This is a genomic window from Streptomyces sp. NPDC104381 (assembly GCF_055583745.1).
Genome location: NZ_JBVJNK010000007.1, coordinates 181,974 through 200,104 on the forward strand (window position 1 = coordinate 181,974; position 18,131 = coordinate 200,104).

At 72.7% G+C, this 18,131-nt stretch carries 16 protein-coding genes; 8 read left to right on the forward strand and 8 right to left on the reverse strand.

The window, feature by feature from the left end; translation table 11 throughout:
- Nucleotides 1–62 precede the first annotated feature (62 nt).
- Nucleotides 63–1,865 carry a serine/threonine-protein kinase gene (locus ACZ607_RS25145; RefSeq protein WP_469738027.1) on the forward strand — a complete coding sequence of 601 codons (1,803 nt, stop codon included), beginning with the start codon at nt 63–65 and terminating at the stop codon, nt 1,863–1,865.
- 38 nt (nt 1,866–1,903) lie between these two features.
- Here ACZ607_RS25145 and ACZ607_RS25150 read toward each other — a convergent pair whose 3' ends face one another.
- Entirely contained in the window at nt 1,904–3,439 is a 1,536-nt protein-coding gene (locus ACZ607_RS25150; RefSeq protein WP_469738543.1) for a helix-turn-helix domain-containing protein, read from the reverse strand.
- A 367-nt stretch (nt 3,440–3,806) separates the two neighbouring features.
- On the opposite strand from ACZ607_RS25150, the gene dnaN reads away from it, so the two are divergent.
- Nucleotides 3,807–4,925 carry a DNA polymerase III subunit beta gene (dnaN, locus tag ACZ607_RS25155; RefSeq protein WP_469738029.1) on the forward strand — a complete coding sequence of 373 codons (1,119 nt, stop codon included), beginning with the start codon at nt 3,807–3,809 and terminating at the stop codon, nt 4,923–4,925.
- Nucleotides 4,926–4,964: 39 nt separating this feature from the next.
- Here dnaN and ACZ607_RS25160 read toward each other — a convergent pair whose 3' ends face one another.
- Together ACZ607_RS25160 and ACZ607_RS25165 are read right to left on the reverse strand one after the other, a co-directional pair.
- Nucleotides 4,965–5,465, reverse strand: coding sequence for a hypothetical protein (locus ACZ607_RS25160; RefSeq protein WP_469738031.1), 501 nt, complete (start codon nt 5,463–5,465; stop codon nt 4,965–4,967).
- 99 nt (nt 5,466–5,564) lie between these two features.
- Nucleotides 5,565–6,452: a glycoside hydrolase family 19 protein gene (locus tag ACZ607_RS25165; protein ID WP_469738033.1), complete on the reverse strand. Its 888-nt coding sequence runs from the start codon at nt 6,450–6,452 to the stop codon at nt 5,565–5,567.
- A 268-nt stretch (nt 6,453–6,720) separates the two neighbouring features.
- On the opposite strand from ACZ607_RS25165, the gene ACZ607_RS25170 reads away from it, so the two are divergent.
- Both ACZ607_RS25170 and ACZ607_RS25175 read left to right on the forward strand, forming a co-directional pair.
- On the forward strand, nt 6,721–8,268 hold the full coding sequence (locus ACZ607_RS25170) for a substrate-binding domain-containing protein (RefSeq protein WP_469738035.1): 1,548 nt from the start codon (nt 6,721–6,723) through the stop codon (nt 8,266–8,268).
- A 63-nt stretch (nt 8,269–8,331) separates the two neighbouring features.
- Complete coding sequence (locus ACZ607_RS25175) at nt 8,332–8,880, forward strand: hypothetical protein (RefSeq protein WP_469738037.1); 549 nt, start codon at nt 8,332–8,334, stop codon at nt 8,878–8,880.
- A gap of 77 nt (nt 8,881–8,957) precedes the next feature.
- Here ACZ607_RS25175 and ACZ607_RS25180 read toward each other — a convergent pair whose 3' ends face one another.
- Nucleotides 8,958–10,241 (reverse strand): adenylosuccinate synthase, encoded by a 1,284-nt coding sequence (locus tag ACZ607_RS25180; protein WP_107489917.1) that lies wholly within the window; start codon nt 10,239–10,241, stop codon nt 8,958–8,960.
- Nucleotides 10,242–10,427: 186 nt separating this feature from the next.
- Here ACZ607_RS25180 and ACZ607_RS25185 point away from each other — a divergent pair, with 186 nt between their 5' ends.
- Entirely contained in the window at nt 10,428–11,264 is an 837-nt protein-coding gene (locus ACZ607_RS25185; RefSeq protein ID WP_469738039.1) for a diacylglycerol kinase family protein, read from the forward strand.
- Between the two features lie 18 nt (nt 11,265–11,282).
- On the opposite strand, the gene ACZ607_RS25190 is transcribed toward ACZ607_RS25185, so the two are convergent.
- Complete coding sequence (locus ACZ607_RS25190; RefSeq protein WP_469738545.1) at nt 11,283–11,801, reverse strand: GbsR/MarR family transcriptional regulator; 519 nt, start codon at nt 11,799–11,801, stop codon at nt 11,283–11,285.
- A 92-nt stretch (nt 11,802–11,893) separates the two neighbouring features.
- On the opposite strand from ACZ607_RS25190, the gene ACZ607_RS25195 reads away from it, so the two are divergent.
- From ACZ607_RS25195 to ACZ607_RS25205, 3 genes are read left to right on the forward strand one after another with little or no spacing between them, the layout of a single operon-like run.
- A complete protein-coding gene (locus tag ACZ607_RS25195; protein ID WP_469738041.1) occupies nt 11,894–12,841 on the forward strand; it encodes an ABC transporter ATP-binding protein in 948 nt (315 codons plus the stop codon).
- Nucleotides 12,838–14,487 (forward strand): ABC transporter permease, encoded by a 1,650-nt coding sequence (locus tag ACZ607_RS25200; protein WP_469738043.1) that lies wholly within the window; start codon nt 12,838–12,840, stop codon nt 14,485–14,487. The genes ACZ607_RS25195 and ACZ607_RS25200 overlap by 4 nt, the downstream gene beginning before the upstream one ends.
- A gap of 31 nt (nt 14,488–14,518) precedes the next feature.
- Complete coding sequence (locus ACZ607_RS25205; protein WP_469738045.1) at nt 14,519–14,911, forward strand: hypothetical protein; 393 nt, start codon at nt 14,519–14,521, stop codon at nt 14,909–14,911.
- On the opposite strand, the gene ACZ607_RS25210 is transcribed toward ACZ607_RS25205, so the two are convergent.
- The 3 genes from ACZ607_RS25210 to ACZ607_RS25220 are packed head-to-tail and all read right to left on the reverse strand — an operon-like array spanning nt 14,894 to nt 18,087.
- Nucleotides 14,894–16,099: a cytochrome P450 gene (locus ACZ607_RS25210; RefSeq protein ID WP_469738047.1), complete on the reverse strand. Its 1,206-nt coding sequence runs from the start codon at nt 16,097–16,099 to the stop codon at nt 14,894–14,896. The genes ACZ607_RS25205 and ACZ607_RS25210 overlap by 18 nt on opposite strands.
- Nucleotides 16,100–16,108: 9 nt before the next feature.
- Nucleotides 16,109–16,777 (reverse strand): response regulator, encoded by a 669-nt coding sequence (locus ACZ607_RS25215; protein ID WP_469738049.1) that lies wholly within the window; start codon nt 16,775–16,777, stop codon nt 16,109–16,111.
- Nucleotides 16,774–18,087, reverse strand: coding sequence for a sensor histidine kinase (locus ACZ607_RS25220; RefSeq protein ID WP_469738050.1), 1,314 nt, complete (start codon nt 18,085–18,087; stop codon nt 16,774–16,776). The genes ACZ607_RS25215 and ACZ607_RS25220 overlap by 4 nt, the downstream gene beginning before the upstream one ends.
- Nucleotides 18,088–18,131 lie beyond the last annotated feature (44 nt).

Sequence of the window (18,131 nt, forward strand, 5' to 3'; positions counted from 1 at the left end):
ACAGGTGCGCGGCTATCCTCGACGCACGGTACGCCACGGCCGCACGGGGGAGGAGACGCACCATGGAGAAGCTGGGCTCCGGTGATCCGCAACGCATCGGCACCTACCGCCTGTTGGGGCGCCTCGGCTCGGGCGGGATGGGCCAGGTGTTCCTGGCGCGCTCGGAGCGCGGCCGCACCGTCGCCCTCAAGCTGGTCCGCCCCGAGCTCGCCGAACTACAGCATTTCCGCGACCGTTTCCGCGCGGAGGTGCAGGCGGCGCGGCAGGTCGGCGGCTCCTGGACCGCGCCGGTGCTGGACGCCGGGGTGGACGCGGCGGTGCCGTGGGTGGCCACCGGTTACGTCGCCGGCCCCTCGCTCCACCGCATCGTCTCGGGGCGTCCCGGCGCGCCGGCGCCCGACCCGGAGGCGTACGGTCCGCTCCCCGGACGCTCCGTCCGCATCCTGGGCGCCGGGCTCGCGGGAGCACTCCAGGACATCCACCGCGCCGGGCTGATCCACCGTGACCTGAAACCGTCCAACGTCCTGATGACGATCGACGGCCCCCGGGTCATCGACTTCGGCATCGCCCGGGCCCTGGACACCATGGCCGACGGCGGCCTCACCCGTACCGGCGCGATGATCGGCTCGCCCGGGTTCATGTCGCCGGAGCAGGTGCGGGGCGAGCGGGTGACGCCCGCGTGCGACGTGTTCTGCCTCGGCGCCGTCCTGGCGTACGCGTCCACCGGCCGGCTGCCGTTCGGCACGGCCGAGACCGGGGCCCATGCGCTGATGTACCGGATCGCACAGGAGGAGCCCGACCTCACGGGCGTACCCGTCGACCTGGTCGAGCTGATCCGGGAGTGTCTGGCGAAGGACCCGGCCGCGCGGCCCTCCACGGACGCCGTGCTGGAGCAGCTGGGCGATACGGACACGGCCGAGCCGTGGCTTCCGGGCGCGCTGATCGCCCAGCTGGGACGGCACGCCGTGGGGCTGCTGGACTCCGAGGACCCCGAGGAGGTCGGCCCGGCGGCAAGCGGTCCGGCGGCAGGCGCCCCGGTGGTGGGCGGTCCGGCGGCAGGCGGCCCGGCCGGGGGTCAGCAGGCGACTCCCGTGCCCCCCGTATCCCACCGGCCCACTCCTCCTCCCGCCCCGGCCCCACATCCCGCCCCCCGTACGGGCCCCACGCATCCCGGGCCCCCGGTGCAGCGGTCGGCCGCGCCGCCCCACACGTACGGCTATCCCCAACAGCCCGCCCCCGCCTACGGATACGGGACCGTTCCCCCGTACGGCCCGTCGGCGGGCCACCCCGCGCGGCCGCCCGGACGCCGTCGTGGGGTGGGCTCGTCCCTGGCGCTGATAGCCGTCGCCCTGCTCGTCGCGGTGGGGGCGGGCTGGGGCGTCTACGCCTTCATGCGGGGCGGGGACGGCGACCCCACGGCGAACCCGAGCGGGACGGTCTCCCCCTCGGGTGACGGTTCCTCGGGCGGAAAGAGCTCCGGCGGAGCCGGCGGCGAGGGCTCCGACGGCACCGTGCCTTCCGGGTTCCTGGGCACCTGGACGGGCACCATCGAGAGCGGAGGGGGAGCATCCACGCGTCGGCTGGCCGTCCGACAGGGCGAGGTGGGTGACACCGTGATGTCCCTCACCGCCGAAGGCCCGCTCGACACGGGCGGCTCCTACCGCTGTGTGTTCGAGGCCGACCTGGCGAGCGAGCCGTCCTCCGGCGGGCCCATCCGCATCGGGCCCTCCCGGGTCATCGAGGGCGAACCCACGGCGTCGTGCACCCCGGGGGAACCCACCGTCCTGACGCTGCTGCCCGACGGCACCCTGCGCCGCCAGATCACCTCGTCCGGCCAGAGCCTGACGTACACGAAGACGGACTGAGCGGAACGAGCGGGACACACGGGGCCGTGCGCACGCGGTCACGCCGCGATGTCCACCGCCCGGAACGCGAGCCACAGGTCGTAGCGCGCGCTGGGGGTCTGGAGCAGCGACCGGCACAACTGCGCTTCGAGCCGGGTGAGCCGCTTGCGCGCACCGGGTACGGAGATGCCCAGTTCGGCTGCGGCCGGGCCCAGTTGGGCCTCGCGGCGCAGCCACGTCCGCAGGGTCTCCTCCGCCGTCGGTCCGGCCCGGTCGACGAGACGCAGCTGCTGGACGGCCCAGTCCTGGAACCCGGGGGCACGTAGCACCGTGTCGAGGTCCAGGGGCGCGGCCGGGTCTCCCGGGCCGGTGCGCCGCAGGGCCGGGGTCGCCCTGATCCGCAGGGCCAGATCGACGGCCGCCTGGTCCGCCACCCGGTTCAGGTCCAGGCCGAGGAGTTCACCGACGAGCTTCAGGCGGGCGGCCAGCGTGTTGCGGTGGATCTTCAGGTGGTGGGTGGCGTGGGAGGAGAACGCCAGCCAGGACGCGACCGTCGCCGCCAGCTCCTGGCTCCCCGGGTCCTGCGAGCGGCGGGGCAGATGGGAGAGGAGGGGCGCGAGGAGGGCATCGGCCCACCGCGCCCCGGCTTCGCCGACGACCAGCGCCGCCTCGGGGGCGGAACCGAACACGGCGTGGCGCCCGGGCAGTCCACGGGCAACGGCCAGGGCGTGGAAGGCCTGTTGGTAGGCGGTCGCCGTGTCGGGCAGCCGCACCTCCTCGCTGACGCCCACGACACAGTCCGCCACGAGTCCGGCGACGGTGAGACCGAGCGTGCGTACGCTCTCCGGTTCTCCCGTGCCTCCCCCGCCCCCCGGTCTTCCCCTGTCCTCCGGTCCTCCCGATCCTCCCGGTCCGTCCGTGCGTTCCGCTTCCGGCTCCGTCTCCTCCTCCGCCGGCACGATCAGGATCAGATGACGGGCGTAGACCGGGCAGCGCACGATCCAGGTCCGGCCGCCGGAGATGTCCGTGCAGATCCGGGCCACCTCGTCCCGCTGTCCCCCCGAGCACTCGACGACGCAGACGCGTACGGGGTCGGGGAGCTTGGGCCGCAGAGCGCCCGCCACCTGGTGGGCGATGGAGAGCTGACCGGTCATCAGCAGGTGCAGGACGGCCTCGCGCCCCCGGGACTCCGCGAGGTCGACGCGCCTCCGTTTACGTTCGACGCTCTCGGACGCCCAGGACAGGGCGAGCGGCATCACCGCGTCGGCCATCAGCGTGGAGAGTCCGCCGGGGAGCGGCTTGGGGGCGACGAGAGCGAGGACCGGGCCGTGGTTCCCGGCCGTCCGGTCGAGGGGGAGCAGCAGCGCGGCGCACGCGTCGGTGTCGAGGGTGTAGGAGCCGGCGGCCCTGGCGGTCAGCTCCCGCGCCGCCCGGGCGGCGAGCCCGGCCGCCTCGTGCCCCGGCCACCGTACGTTTCCGGCCACGGCCTGGAGCACCGTGCCGTCCCCGTCCAGGATTCCCGCCCAGCCCTCGGCCCGCTGGGCCAGCCTGCGCAGCAGCTCCGGTGATCCCCCGGTCCGCGCCAGGCGGTACATCAGAAGTACGTCGTCGGCCCGTTCCCGCGCACGCACGTGTCCTCCGCTCCTCCCCGAAACCGGAGTGCAGAGTACCGGTCCGGCTGTGCGGTTTGATACCCGTCGTGGGCCACACAGTGCGATTTGAATCTCCCCGCGCGCCGTTCCGGCCACCTAAAGTCCCCAGCGTGTTCCGGGACGTCCGGGGGACGTCGGGGGACGTCAGGACGTGCCGGATCCGGGGGCCCGAGGACGTCGGGGGACGTCCGGACGGCACGGCGGCAGCGGCTCACGGGGGTGGTCGCTGTCGTCGGTCCGCGGCCGTTGTCAGTGGTGCCGCCTAGCGTGGTTCTCGACCGTGACGTACGCCGGACGAGAGGCCCCTGCCGTGGAATTCCGCATCGAGCGTGGCGCGTTGACCGATGCCGTCTCGCGGGCGGCCCGGGTGCTCCCCGCGCGCTCGCCCGTCCCCGTCCTCGGCGGGCTCCTCCTCGACGCCGACGCCGGCCGGCTCCGTGTGTCGGGCCTGGACTTCGAGGCGTCCTCGCGCGTCGAGACGGAGGCGCACACCGTCCGGCCGGGGAAGGTCCTGGTCATGGGGCGGCGGCTGCTCGACATCTGCAAGGTGCTGCCCGAGGGGCCCGTGGAATGCGCCCTGGAGGGTTCACGTTTCACGGTCGTGGGCGACGGCTCCCGCTTCGGCCTCTCGGTCCTCCCCCTCGACGACTACCCGGCGCTCCCGCCGCTGCCGGAGGTCCGAGGGGCGGTGGACGCGGCGGAGTTCGCCTCGGCGGTCGCCCAGGTGGCGGTGGCGGCGGGGCGCGACGACACCCTGCCGACGCTCACCGGGATCCGTCTCGCCCTCGACGGCACCACGATGACCCTGGCGGCCACGGACCGGTACCGCTTCGCGGTGCGCACCCTGCCGTTCAAGGCGACGGCACCCGAGGTGGCGGCCGATGTCGTGGTGTCGGCCCGCCGGCTGGCCGAGATCGCCCGGTCGCTCGGCGGATCGGGACAGGTCGACGTCGCCGTGGACGGGGGGTCCGCCGGATTCGAGCACGCCGGGACGCGGACGACGGTGCGCCTGCTGGACGGCCGGCTCCCGCGTCACGACAAGCTGTTCGCCTTGGCGGACCCCGCCGTCGTGGAGCTGGACCGGGCCCGTCTGGTGGAGGCCGTCAAGCGGGTCTCCGTCGTGGCGGACGGCGGCAGCCCGCTCCAGATGACGTTCTCCGCCGGGCCGGATGCCTCGGTGCTGCTGCAGGCGGGGTTCGAGGACGATGTGGCCGCGCAGCGGGTGCCCGCGGCCCCGGCCGGGGCGGTGGAGATGACCGTGGCGTTCAACCCCGCGTATCTGCTGGACGCGCTGTCCTCCTTCGAGGACGCGACGGTCCGGATGAAGCTGATGGGGCCGGGGCTGCGTGCCATGGTCACCGGAGGGGAGGAGGACGGGACGGCCACGCACCGGCATCTGCTGATGTCCGTGAAACCGCCGCTGCTCTGACCTCCTGGACGGTCCGGCTCTTCACGGCCCCGGTGCGGCTCAGCCCGCCGGGAGCGTCGCGGCTTCCCCGACGGCGGCCAGCAGCCAGATGGGGAACTCCGGATCGGCCTGCCCCACGGCGAGGCCGAGCCAGCGCGTGCCCCCGGGCACCCGCCAGACCTGCATGCTGCCCGCCAGCTGGCAGAGCTGCCCCATGGGCTCCGGGGCGACGTCCTCGCCCGTACCGTCGTCGTCGCCCTCCAGATAGGGCCAGAGGTCGACGGTCCCCGGCTCGCCCCACCGCTCGCTCAGCGCGGTCGCCAGCACGCTGAACTCCGTCTCGATCTCCTGCTCGGCGGGTTCGACGACCTCGGGCGACCGGTCGTCCCAGAAGTCCTGGCTCGCCCGCAGGATCAGCAGGTGGTGTCCGGGGCCGCTGCTGCGTACGCCGTTGTCCTCGCTCTCCTCCCCCGGTGGGAAGGGCAGGGCGAGGACGCTGTCGATCAGGGCGAGGCGTGCCTCGGTGGTCGCGGGAGGAGTGCCGGGGTTTTCCGTGTCCATGGCGCCTGATCCTGCCAACCCACCGCCCCGGGACACGAATCGGGGGCGCGTCCGGCCGCAGCCGTACGCGCCCCCTTCTCCCCCGGGGTGGGGCCGGGTTCAGCAGCTCAGGTTCGAGCCGGGTGTGGTTCCGAGGATCTGGACGAACGCCTGGTAGGTGTTGATGCGGCTCTGGACCTGCCCGGGGTTGCCGCCGTTGCACTCGATGCTGCCGTTGATCGAGCGGATCGTCTCGCCGAAGCCGGCGCCGTTGACGATGGCGTTGTGCGGGGTCATGGTGCCGGGGCCGCTCTGGGTGTTCCAGTACCAGAGGCCGGTCTTCCAGGCCACGGACGCGTTCTGCTCGACCTGCCAGGGGTTGCCGAGGAGGTCGATGCCGAGCGCGTCACCGGCGGCCTTGTAGTTGAAGTTCCAGCTGAGCTGGATCGGGCCGCGGCCGTAGTAGGCGGCCTGGCCGGCCGGGCAGCCGTAGGACTGGCTGGTGTCGCAGTAGTGCGGGTAGTTGGCGGTGTTCTGCTCCACGATGTGGACCAGGCCGCCGGTCTCGTGGCTGACGTTGGCGAGGAACGCCGCCGCCTCCTGCTTCTTGACCGTGTCACTGCCGGTGTTGGCGAACCCGGGGTAGGCGCTCAGGGCCGCCGTGAGACCGCTGTAGGTGTAGAACGAATTCCGGTTCGGGAACATCTGGTTGAACTGGGCCTCGCTCACCAGGAAGCCCGAGGGGTCCGGCACCCCCGGGTCCGTACCGCCGCCGCAGCTGCCCTGGTCGGCCCAGACGTCGGCCGCGCCGGGCCGCTCGTTCTGGGTCCACCACTTCGCGGTCCAGTTGTGCCCCTGGTACGAGGCCGAGCCGCCGCCCGTGTAGACCGAGGAGGCGTTCCAGGCCGGGGCGCACGCGGCGGCCGACGCGGTGGAGGCGGGGAGGAAGACGAACGTCGCGATGACCGCGCCCAGCGCGGCGATCAGGCTCATGACACGTTTGGCCACGTGAACTCTCCTTCGGGCGCGGCGCCCGCACCGGGCGAGCGCCGCCATGGGGGGTTGAGGCCACTCAAGCGCCGATGGTCTGGACCTGTCAAGGTCTAGACCAGAACTCACCCGTTCTTCGTCCGCTGCTCAACTCCCTTGCCGCGCAGGCATATTGAACGCGAGGCGAACTTCACCGGAAGGAATCCGGAGGCTCCCCCTCCCCACGCCCCCCGGCCGTACCGTGACGCCATCCGGCACACCGCACCCCCGAGGGAGCGCCAGGACCATGGAGTGGTTCAGCCCCGAGAACGTCATCGCCGTCCTCACCGCCGTCCTGGGCGTCCTGACGTCGGCGGGCGTGCTCTGGTACGAACGCCGCGTCCCACGCCGCAAGCGCATCGGCTACCGCGTGCAGATGGACACCCCGATCGGCAGCGAGGTCAGCGAGGGCCGGGCCAATGTGCGGCTGGGCCTCTTCAACGAGACCCCGGACATGGCCGACGCCACGCTGGTCCTGCTGCGCATCGAGAACGACGGATCGCAGTCGATCGGCGACGAGGACTACACCGGACGCGGTGAACTCAACGGACTCACGGCCGAGTTCACCGGACGCACGGTCCGCGGCATCGCCGTGACCCATTCGCCGGACGCCGACCATCTGATGGACCACTTCACCCCGGCCGCCGGGATGCGGCACCACGGCTCGTTCATCCGGCTGCCCCGCGTCCCGCTCAACCGCAACGAGCACTTCAAGCTCCTGGTCCTGCTCACCGGTTCGCACGTGGGCGGACCGATCAAGGTCACCGGGGGCATCCGGGACGGTGTGGTGGCGCGGAACAAGGCCGCCCGCCCCGACGAGAAGCCCCCGCTGTTCGGACCGGCCGCCAGGAGCGTCACCGTGGCGCTCACCGCCTGCGTCGTCGCGCTCGCGGGCATCATCGTCGTACGGGACGACTCCCCGCCGCCGATGGCCTGCGCCCGGGGCACCCTCACCGTCACCGGGTCCACGGCGTTCAAGCCCGTCCTGGAGGAGCTGAAGCGGGCGTACGAGGACGAGTGCGAGGGTGCGGAGATCGCCCTGGACATCCATGGCAGCAACGCCGGGGTGCGGAAGCTCGACGCGCTGGGCGGCAAGGCGGGGCCGGCCGGTTCGCCCGCCATGATCGCCTTCTCCGACGGCCCCAGGCCCGCCGCGCTCACCGAGCTGCACGAGAAGCGGGTCGCGATCTCGCTGTTCTCCCTCGTCGTCAACGACACGGTGCCGGTCACCGATCTCTCCCTCGACCGGATCGGACGGATCTACCGCGGCGACATCCGCAACTGGAACGAGATCGGGGGCGGCCCCGACCTGGAGATCAGGCTGGTCAGCCGGGACGCCAACTCCGGGACCCGTGAGGTGTTCCAGCGCCGCGTCCTGAACGGCAGCGAGCCCGCCACGTCCTCGCGCGACTGCACCACCAAGGACTACGCCGACGCCCCGGTCCTCCGCTGCGAACTCGACGGCACGGACCAGGTCCTGGCCGAGGTCGCCCGGCTGGACGGCGCGATCGGCTACACCGAGCTGCGCAACGGCGAGGTGCCCGAGGGGGCGCACCGGACCGCCATCGACGGCACCGTCCCCTCCGTCGACACGATCGGCACCACCAGCTACCCGTACCGGGAGATCGAGTACGCCTACACCTACGGGTCGCCGCCCGCCGACTCCCTGGTGGCCGGCTTCCTCAACTACGTGGACGACTACGGCGAGGAGATCATGCGGACCAGCGGTCACCTGCCCTGCGCCACCCCGAAGGGCATGCGGCTCTGCGGGGAGGACCCACCCGTACTCAGGTAGGGGGCGAGGACAGCACCCCGGTATCTGGCCGTGCGCCCGGGCCCGCTCCTAGCATCCGCGCCCATGAGCACCTCACACCCGCGCCACTCCCCGTCCGCACCCGCCCGCCGCGTCGCCCGCCGGGCCCGGGACGCGGTCACCCTGCTGCCCCTGGGGGCAGCCGCGTTCGCCGTGTCCGCCGTGGGACGCGGCCGGTCCGCGCGCTCCCTGCTGCGGGTGGAGGCGGGCCCGGGCGCGCCGCGCCCGGGGGCCGTACGCATGGCCGGGCACGCCCTGGCGACCGTGCTGCTGGGCGCGCTCTCCCTGGTCCTGGCCGGCGTGCTCCTGCTGGCCGTGGCCCGCGGGCTGTTCTACGGGCTCGTGGACCGGGGCCCCTACGACCACTCCTGGGGCGGCCCGGGCAGGGCGGGCGCCTGGCTCGCGCACTTCGCCGTCGCCGCCCCCTGCGCCGTGGCCGCGGTCGCCGCGCTGTACGGGATCACCGGTCTGCACGAGCGGCTGACGGCGCCGCTGCGCGGGGAGCGCAGGCCCCGCTGGGTGGTGCCGGCGGTGCTCGTCTGCTGCGCGGCCGGGGCGCTGTTCGTGGTCGCGTTCCTCCGGCAGCTGCCCTGACGCGCCCGCCCCGCCCGCAACGACGGAGCGGCCGGACCTTCCACGGGGGGAAGGTCCGGCCGCTCCGTCGTGATCTCCTACAGGAAGGAGTTGATCTCGATGGTCTCGGTCCGGCCGGGGCCGACACCGATCGCGGAGATCGGGGCGCCGGACATCTCCTCCAGCGCCTTCACGTACGCCTGCGCGTTCTTCGGCAGGTCGGAGAAGGTCTTGGCCTTCGTGATGTCCTCGGACCAGCCCGGCAGCATCTCGTAGACCGGCTTCGCGTGGTGGAAGTCGGTCTGGCTGTACGGGAGCTCCTCGACGCGCTTGCCGTCGATCTCGTACGCCACGCACACCGGGATCTGCTCCCAGCCGGTCAGCACGTCCAGCTTGGTGAGGAAGAAGTCGGTGAGGCCGTTGACCCGGGTCGCGTACCGCGCGATCGGGGCGTCGAACCAGCCGCAGCGGCGGTCACGGCCGGTGGTGACACCGCGCTCGCCACCGATCCTGCGCAGCGCCTCGCCGTCCTCGTCGAGAAGTTCGGTCGGGAAGGGTCCGGCGCCGACGCGGGTGGTGTAGGCCTTGAGGATGCCGATGACCCGGCTGATCTTCGTCGGGCCCACGCCGGAACCGGTGCAGGCGCCGCCCGCGGTCGGGTTCGACGAGGTGACGAAGGGGTACGTGCCGTGGTCGACGTCCAGCAGGGTGCCCTGGCCGCCCTCGAAGAGGACGACCTTGCCGTCGTCGATGGCGTTGTTCAGGATCAGCGTCGTGTCGGCGACGTACGGCTTGATCTGCTCCGCGTACTGGAGCATCTCCTCCACGATCTTGCCGGACTCGATCGCGCGCCGGTTGAAGACCTTCGCCAGGAGCTGGTTCTTCTGCTCCAGGGCCGCCTCGACCTTCTGCTCCAGGATCGACTCGTCGTAGAGGTCCTGGACGCGGATGCCGACCCGGTTGATCTTGTCGGCGTACGTCGGGCCGATGCCGCGCCCGGTCGTACCGATCTTGCGCTTCCCGAGGAAGCGTTCCGTCACCTTGTCGACGGTGACGTTGTACGGAGTGATCAAATGAGCGTTGCCGCTGATCAGGAGCTTGGACGTGTCGACGCCTCGCTCGTTCAGACCGCTCAGCTCGGAGAGCAGGACCGCCGGGTCGACGACGACACCGTTCCCGATGACCGGAGTACACCCCGGCGACAGGATTCCGGAGGGGAGGAGATGCAGTGCGTACTTCTGGTCGCCTACGACGACCGTGTGGCCGGCATTGTTGCCGCCCTGGTAACGCACCACATAGTCAACGGATCCACCGAGGAGGTCGGTGGCCTTCCCCTTGCCCTCGTCACCCCACTGAGCACCGAGCAGCACAAGTGCGGGCACAGGCGTACACCCCTTCCGGGCGGGGCATGTCCAAGGTCAGGGGGCGTACGTAAAGGTCGTACCTGCCGTACGACGATGTACGGCAATGCCTGAGCCGTCGAACCGGGTGCCCCGGAATAGACGAAGCCCCTGGCGCAATAGCGCAAGGGGCTCTTGCACCAAGATGCTACCCGAGGAAGGACCGAGGTGTCGGCTGCAGAGCCCCCCGGCGACGGCGACCACCAGCTACTCGTGCTCATCGACCCCCTTGCCCGCCGCTACGACGGCGAGTCCGTGCGCATCGCGAAGGATGTGCTGGGCGCCGGCGCGCAGGCCAAGATCTGCCTTCCGGACGGCCCCGACGAATTCGCCAGAGCCCTGCACCGGCGGGGCTCCAGGCGTCCGGTCGTCGTCGGCGACGACCACGCGCTGCTGCGGGCGGTGTCCCAGCTCCACCGGGAGCGGGAGCTGGCCGACAGCGCGCTCTCGCTGATCCCGGTCGGCGCGGCGCACACGCTGGAACTGGCCCACGCGCTCGGCGTGCCCAGGGGCGCGGTCGCGGCGGCCCGCACCGCGCTCGACGGGGCGGCGCGCAAGCTCGACCTGCTCGTCGACGACAGCGACGGGGTGGTCCTCGGCGAGCTGCGCATCCCGGCGGCCTGGCCCACGCCGGGCCAGCCCCCCACGGTGTGGGACACCTGCCGCACCCTGGTGGCGTCGCTGGTCCGCCCCGCCCCGCCCTCGCCCTCCGGCCCCTCCCGGGCCCACCGGCTGAGGGTCGAGGCGGACGGGGTCCTGCTGAACGACCTGGACCGGCCGCTGGAAGGCGTCTCGGTGACCGCGCAGGGCGACGGCGGGCTGGCCGACGTGGTCGTCCACACGTCGTCCGGCGGGACGCACGCGGCGGAGGCCAAGGCGGTCACGGTCTCCGGACCTGACTTCCGCTACCGCGCGGACATACAGGTCGCGGGTCCCGTGCGGACCCGCACCTGGACCGTGCACGCGGATGCCTGGGGGCTGGTGCTCCCGGCGGCCGGCGCCTGAGGCCCGGCCGCCGCGGGTTCACCCCGCGGAGGTGCGGCGCTGGTGCCACCGGTCCAGGACGCCGACCAGCTCCGCCTGCATGAACTCGAAGAACTCCGCCGTCTCGGCGAGGCGCGCGCCCGCCGGGGTGTCCTCGCCGAGGGAGCGTGCGCCGTCCTTCAGCGTGCGCTCCCAGCGGGTCAGCACCTGGTCCCGGTTGGCGAAGGTGGCGTACCAGATCTCGTCGTGCAGGCGGTAGCGGTCGCGGCGTGAGCCGGGGTCGCGTTCGCGGCCGACCATGCTGACCTGGGTGAGGTAGTTGATCGCCCCCGACACGGCGGCCGGGCTGATCCGCAGCTGCCGGCCGAGGTCCGCCGAGGTCATCGAGCCGTCGTCGTCCGCGAGGAGTGCCGCGAAGACGCGCGCGGCCATCCGCTGCATCCCCGCCTCCGTCATCTCGGCCGCGAAGCGCTCGACGAAGCGCGACACCGCCTCCTCGTCCCGCCCGGCGCCCGCGTCCTCGCCCGTCCTCCCGGATTCCCCGGTCCCGCTGGTCATGGCCTCCGACGCCTCCTCTGCTCCGATCACGGTCCAACTTTATACGCTTCCTTAACTTCACAATTTTGTGAAACTCGCGTACGTTCAGAAACATGACGAAGGCGATCACCGTGTCCGGACTGCACAAGTCGTTCGGACGGACACACGCACTGGACGGACTCGACCTCACCGTGGAAGCGGGCGAGGTCCATGGCTTCCTCGGGCCCAACGGCGCCGGGAAGTCCACCACCATCCGGGTCCTGCTGGGCCTGCTCCGGGCCGATTCGGGCGCGGCGCAGCTGCTCGGGAAGGACCCGTGGCACGACGCCGTGGAGCTGCACCGGCGCCTGGCCTACGTACCCGGCGACGTCGAACTGTGGCCGGGGCTCACCGGCGGCGAGGCCATCGACCTGCTCTCGCGGCTGCGCGGCGGGGCCGACAAGCGGCGCCGCGACGAGCTGACCGAGCGCTTCGGCCTCGACCCGACGAAGAAGGGCCGCGCCTACTCGAAGGGCAACCGGCAGAAGGTCGCCATCGTCGCCGCGCTGGCCTCCGACGCGGAGCTGCTGCTCCTGGACGAGCCGACCGCCGGGCTCGACCCCCTCATGGAGGTCGTCTTCCAGGACGTGATCCTGGAGGCGAAGGCCGCCGGCAGGACCGTGCTCCTCTCCAGCCACATCCTGGCCCAGGTGGAGAAGCTCGCCGACCGGGTCAGCATCATCCGGCTCGGCAGGACCGTGCAGTCCGGGTCGCTGAGCGAGCTGCGGCATCTGACGCGTACGACCGTCGAGGCCGAGACGGACCGGCCCGCCGCCGGGCTCGACCGGCTGCCCGGTGTGCACTCCGTGGAGGTCACCGCCGACGGCGACGGGGGCCGGGTGCGGTTCGCCGTCGACGGCGGCCACCTCGGCACCGCCGTGCGTGAGCTCGCCGGATTCGGCGTACGCAGCCTGATCAGCCATCCGCCGACCCTGGAGGAGCTGATGCTCCGCCACTACGGCGACGAGCTCGCCGCCAACGGCCACGGGGACGCGCTCGCCGGCCACGGGGACGCGCGATGAGCGCCGCGACCACCGCCACCAGGGCGCCCGCGCCCACCCGCGCCGTGTCCGACGCCGGGGTGCTGGCCGGCGCCCGCACCCTGTTCGTCTTCGGCCTGCGGCGGGACCGCGTGCGGCTCCCGGTATGGGTCCTCGCCCTGTTCCTCTGCACGCTCTCCACCGCAGCCAACTACCGCACGCTGTACGCCGGTCCGGAGGACCGCGCCTCCGTCGCCGCGACGATGGACAGCCCGGCCGGACTCGCCATGACCGGCCCCCGCCACTACCTCGACGCGTACGGCTTCGGGGCGATGACGGGCCACCAGATGCTCGGCTTCATGGCCGTGCTGGTCGCCCTCATGAGCATCCTGACCGTCACCCGGCACACCCGCGACGAGGAGGAGACCAACCGCGCCGAGCTGGTCCGCTCCACCGTCGTCGGACGGCACGCCCAGCTCGCCGCCGCCCTGTCGGTCGCGGTGCTCGCCAACCTCGTCCTCGCCCTGCTCCTGGCCGTCGGCCTCGGAGCGATCGGACTCGGCGCGGAAGGCTCGCTGCTCTACGGGGCCTCCAACGCCGCCGTGGGCATCGCCTTCGCCTGCGTCGCCGCGGTGACCGCGCAGTTCACCGCCCAGACCCGGGGCGCCTCCGGCACGGCCCTCGCCGTCGTCGGCCTCGCCTATGTGCTGCGGGCGGCGGGGGACGCGGCCGGCGACGACGCGCTCTCCTGGCTCTCCCCCATCGGCTGGGTCCAGCGGACGTACGTCTATGTGGACAACCGCTGGTGGCCCCTGCTGCTCTGCCTGGTGTTCGCCTCGCTCTGCGCCGGTGCGGGCTTCGTCCTGTCGACCAAGCGCGACGTGGGCGCGGGCCTCCGGGCCGCCAGGGCCGGCAGCCCGGTCGCCTCCGGCGCGCTGACCCGGCCGCTGGGCTTCGCGCTGCGGCTCCACCGCTCGATGCTGGCCGGTTTCGGGGCGGGCGTACTCCTGATGGGGGCGATGTACGGGTCGATCCTCGGCCAGGCCGACGACATGCTGAAGGACATCGACCCGATCCAGGACGCGCTCCGCAGGACCGGCGGGACGACGGCCGAGTCCTTCGCCTCCATGGTGATGGTGGTCCTCGCCGTCGTCGCCTCCGTGTACGTCGTGATGGCCGCCCTGCGCCCCCGGGCCGAGGAGAACGCGGGCCGCGCCGAACCCCTCCTGGCGACCGGGCTGTCCCGTGTCCGGTGGGCGGGCAGCCATCTCGCCGTCGCGCTGGCGGGCGGCACGCTCCTGCTGCTCCTCGCCGGGCTCGGCATCGGCGTCGCCGGGGCGGCCTCGGCCGGCGACTCCGGCCTGGTGCTGTCGCTGACGGGCGCGGCGCTGGCCTACGCACCGGCGCTGTGGGTCACCGCCGGGGTCGCCGCGGTCCTGTTCGGCCATCTGCCGCGGGCGGCCCAGGCCGCGTGGGTGGTCCCGGTGTACGCGTTCGTGGCCGGCTATCTGGGCCCGCTGCTCCAGTTCCCCGACTGGACGAAGAACGTCTCACCCTTCGGCCATGTGCCCCCACTGCCGTCCGCGGAGATGAACTGGACGCCGCCGGCCGTCCTCACCCTGGTCGCGGCGGGGCTGCTGTGGCTCGGCCTCGCGGGCTTCCGGCGCCGTGATCTGGACTGCAAGTAGGGGAACCGGGCACGGCCGGGACCACGTCCTGATGCGCATGGAACAGAAGGACACCCAGGAGAACCCGGCGAAGGCCGCGTGGGTCCCGGCCATCCTCTCGGCCGTCGTCGCCCTCGCCGTGTGGAGTTCGTCCCGGCGCACCGGCATCCACATGGGCGGCGGCTTCGAGGGGGAGGGCGAGGACATCTCCGTCCTGTGGACGGAGCTCCCCCTCGTCGTCCTCGTCGCGGGCGTGCTCCCGGTCGCCGTCTGGCTGCTGGCGGTCCGTGTCCTGCGAAGGCGCGTGGGCCGCGGCAGCCTGGTCACGATCGCCGCGACGGCGGCCGTGGCCGCCCTCCTCCTGTACGCGGGGGGACTGTACGTCTGGGGCGACCAGCCGGACCCCGCACACGTACGGTCCCTCGGCTCATACCTCCACCTGTAGCTCCCGCAGCCCCCGGATCACGTAACCCGGCTTCCACTCCGGCTCCGCCGCCAGCCGCATCCCGGGCGCCCGGCGCAGCAACTCGCCGAAGGAGGCCATGAGTTCGAGGCGGGCCAGCGGGGCTCCCAGGCAGTAGTGGATGCCCGCGCCGAACGAGATGTGGGGGTTGTCCCGCCGGGACAGGTCCAGCGTCTCCGCGTCGGCGAAGCGCTCGGGGTCGCGGTTGGCCGACGCGAAGAGCAGCGCGACCTGCGCCCCGCGCGGGATGACGGTGCCGTCGATCTCGATGTCGTCCAGGACCCACCGCGCGAACATGGGCACCGGGGTGTCGTAGCGCAGCAGTTCCTCCACCGCGGTGGGCAGCAGACCGTGGTCGGCCCGGAGGGTGGCCAGCTGCTCTGGGTGCCGGAAGAGCATCCACCAGCTGTTGGCGGTGGCGTTGACGGTCGCCTCGTGCCCCGCGTTGAGCAGCAGCACACAGGTGGAGACGATCTCCTGCTCCGTCAGCCGGTCCTCGTCGTCATGGGCGGCGATGAGCCCGGAGATCAGGTCCGTCCCCGGGTCCGCGCGCCGTGCGGTGATCAGCTCCCGCAGATAGGCGGAGAACTCGACGGACGCCTGGACGGCGGCCCGCGCGGTGTCCTCCGGCGGGTTCAGCTCGAACATCCCGCAGATCGCCGCCGACCACGGCCGCAGCAGCGCCCGGTCGGCCTCCGGGACACCGAGCATCTCCGCGATGACGGCCACCGGCAGCGGCTCGGCGACCGCCGTCAGCAGATCGCCGCCGCCCGCCTCGACGAAGTCGTCGACGAGCCCGGCGGCCAGCCGCTCCACGGTCGGGGCGAGCGCCTCGACCCGCCGGGGCGTGAACGCCTTGGCGACGAGCCGCCGGATCCGGGTGTGGTCGGGGGCCTCCAGGTCGAGGATCCCGTGCCCGTTGAGCGTGTGGAACGGCTCGTGGGCGGCGGGCGGCGCGCTGACACCGAACTCGTCGTGGCTGAAGCGGTGCAGGTAGGTCCGCCCCAGCCGCCGGTCGCGCAGCAGCCCGGACACATCGGAGTAGTGCGGGACGAGCCACTGCCGCGTCGGCTCGAACCAGTGCGCCCGGCCGGTGGCGCGCAGCGCGGCGTAGGCGGGATAGGGGTCGGCGACGAACGCCGGGGACCAGGGGTCGAAGGACACGTGCATGAGCAGACGCTACCCGGGCGTGACGAGCCTCGCCTCGTACGCGAACACGGCCGCCTGGGTCCGGTCCCGCAGCCCCAGCTTCACCAGGATGCGGCTGACGTGGGTCTTGATGGTCGACTCGGCGACCACCAGGTGCGAGGCGATCTCCAGGTTCGACAGTCCCTGGGCGATCAGCACGAGCACCTCCGTCTCCCGCTCGGTGAGGTCACCGATCCTGGACATGGCGGGCGGCCGCGGCGCCTCGGCGATCTTCGAGAACTCGGTGATCAGCCGCCGGGTCACCGTCGGCGCGAGCAGCGCCTCGCCGGACGCCACCACCCGTACGCCCTCGGCGAGCTGCCGTGCCGAGGCGTCCTTCAGCAGGAAGCCGGAGGCCCCGGCCCGCAGCGCCTGGTACACGTACTCGTCGAGATCGAACGTGGTCAGGACGAGGACCTTGGCGTCCGCGTCGGCGGCGACGATCTGCCGGGTGGCCTCGATGCCGTTGAGCTCCGGCATGCGGATGTCCATCAGGACCACGTCGGGCCGGAGCGCGGCGACCTGCGCGACGGCCTGCCGGCCGTCGACGGCCTCGCCGACGACCTCGATGCCCGGCATCGCGTTGAGCAGGACGGAGAAACCCTCGCGGACCATCATCTGGTCGTCGACGATCAGGACCCGGATGGGCGACTCGGTCACGCGCCCTCACCGTCCTCCGCCTCGGAGCGCTGCGCCGGTACGGGCAGGTACACGGCGACCTCGTACCCGCCGTCCTCCGTCGACCCGGCCGTCATCTCCCCGTTGAGCATCGCGACCCGCTCCCGCATCCCCGTGATCCCGTGCCCGGCACCCGGCGACGGCTTGACGAGCCCCCGCGCGGGGCCGTTCACGACGCGTACCCCGAGTCCGCCCAGCACATAGCCGAGCTCCACCCTGGCGGCCGCGCCCGGCGCGTGCCGGAGCGTGTTGCTCAGCGCCTCCTGGACGATCCGGTACGCCGACAGCTCGACCCCCTGCGGAAGCTCCCGCACCGCCCCGGTGACGGTCTTCTCCGTCTCCAGACCCGTCTCCCGGACGTTGTCCAGCAGCCGGTCGATCTCGGCGAGGGTGGGCTGCGGGGCGTCCGGCGCCTCGTAGTCCTCCGCCCGTACGACGCCGAGGACCCGGCGCAGCTCGGTGAGCGCGGCGACGGCGTTCTCGCGGATGGTGACGAACGCCTGCTCCAGCTCGGGCGGCGGATTCTCCACCCGGTACGGGGCGGCCTCGGCCTGGATGGCCACGACCGACATGTGGTGGGCGACCACGTCGTGCAGCTCACGGGCGATCGTGGTGCGCTCCTCCAGCAGCGTGCGCCGGTCGCGTTCCACGGCGGTGACGGTGCGCTGCACGGTCACCTCCCGCTGGGCGTCACGGCGCACCTGCACCAGGGCGACGAGGAGCAGGGCCAGCGCGGAGACGACGGCCATGGGCTGGGTGCTGGAGGAGTAGGGCGCGGCGAAGTTCCCCAGGATGCCCCCGGCGAGCAGCGTGATCAGCCACATCCAGGCGGCGGTACGCGGCCGGGTCCTCGCCGCGACCACGACCAGCACGCCCAGGTGGCAGGCGAAGGCGCTCGGCCCCCACGGCCAGTCGCTGCCCGTCACCGCCACCAGAGGGGTGAGCGCGATCGACACCCAGAACGCGAGGACGGGGCGGACCAGCGTCATCATCAGCGCCGCGGACGGCAGGAAGGCGGTGATGACGGTGGCTATCCCGAACGGGGAGTAGGTGTTCGCCGAGAAGACGCCCTCCATCAGCGAGATCAGCGCGACCGCGCCCACCACCGCGTGGGGGAACCAGACGACGCCCTTCCTGAAACTCTTCGGCAGGCGCCGGATCACCGGCCCGTCCGTGCCCAGCGGGCTCAGCGGGCGGTAGTCGAGCACGTTCTGGAACAGGTCCTGCCGCAGGCCTTCTATCGCCCCGGCGGCCACCCGGTGCTCCGGGCTTCGTGTCTTCGTCTCGGTCACGCTTACACGGTAGGCGCGGCCGTGCCCCCGGTCGTCAGCAGTGA

Excerpts from the sequence above, each read along its gene's own strand:
- ACZ607_RS25190 (WP_469738545.1), bottom strand. The coding sequence starts at position 11,801 with ATGACCAGCGGGACCGGGGAATCCGGGAGGACGGGCGAGGACGCGGGC.
- ACZ607_RS25170 (WP_469738035.1), top strand. The coding sequence starts at position 6,721 with ATGGAGTGGTTCAGCCCCGAGAACGTCATCGCCGTCCTCACCGCCGTC.
- ACZ607_RS25160 (WP_469738031.1), bottom strand. The coding sequence starts at position 5,465 with ATGGACACGGAAAACCCCGGCACTCCTCCCGCGACCACCGAGGCACGC.
- ACZ607_RS25175 (WP_469738037.1), top strand. The coding sequence starts at position 8,332 with ATGAGCACCTCACACCCGCGCCACTCCCCGTCCGCACCCGCCCGCCGC.
- ACZ607_RS25195 (WP_469738041.1), top strand. The coding sequence starts at position 11,894 with ATGACGAAGGCGATCACCGTGTCCGGACTGCACAAGTCGTTCGGACGG.
- ACZ607_RS25145 (WP_469738027.1), top strand. The coding sequence starts at position 63 with ATGGAGAAGCTGGGCTCCGGTGATCCGCAACGCATCGGCACCTACCGC.
- ACZ607_RS25200 (WP_469738043.1), top strand. The coding sequence starts at position 12,838 with ATGAGCGCCGCGACCACCGCCACCAGGGCGCCCGCGCCCACCCGCGCC.
- ACZ607_RS25210 (WP_469738047.1), bottom strand. The coding sequence starts at position 16,099 with ATGCACGTGTCCTTCGACCCCTGGTCCCCGGCGTTCGTCGCCGACCCC.
- ACZ607_RS25205 (WP_469738045.1), top strand. The coding sequence starts at position 14,519 with ATGCGCATGGAACAGAAGGACACCCAGGAGAACCCGGCGAAGGCCGCG.
- ACZ607_RS25150 (WP_469738543.1), bottom strand. The coding sequence starts at position 3,439 with ATGTACCGCCTGGCGCGGACCGGGGGATCACCGGAGCTGCTGCGCAGG.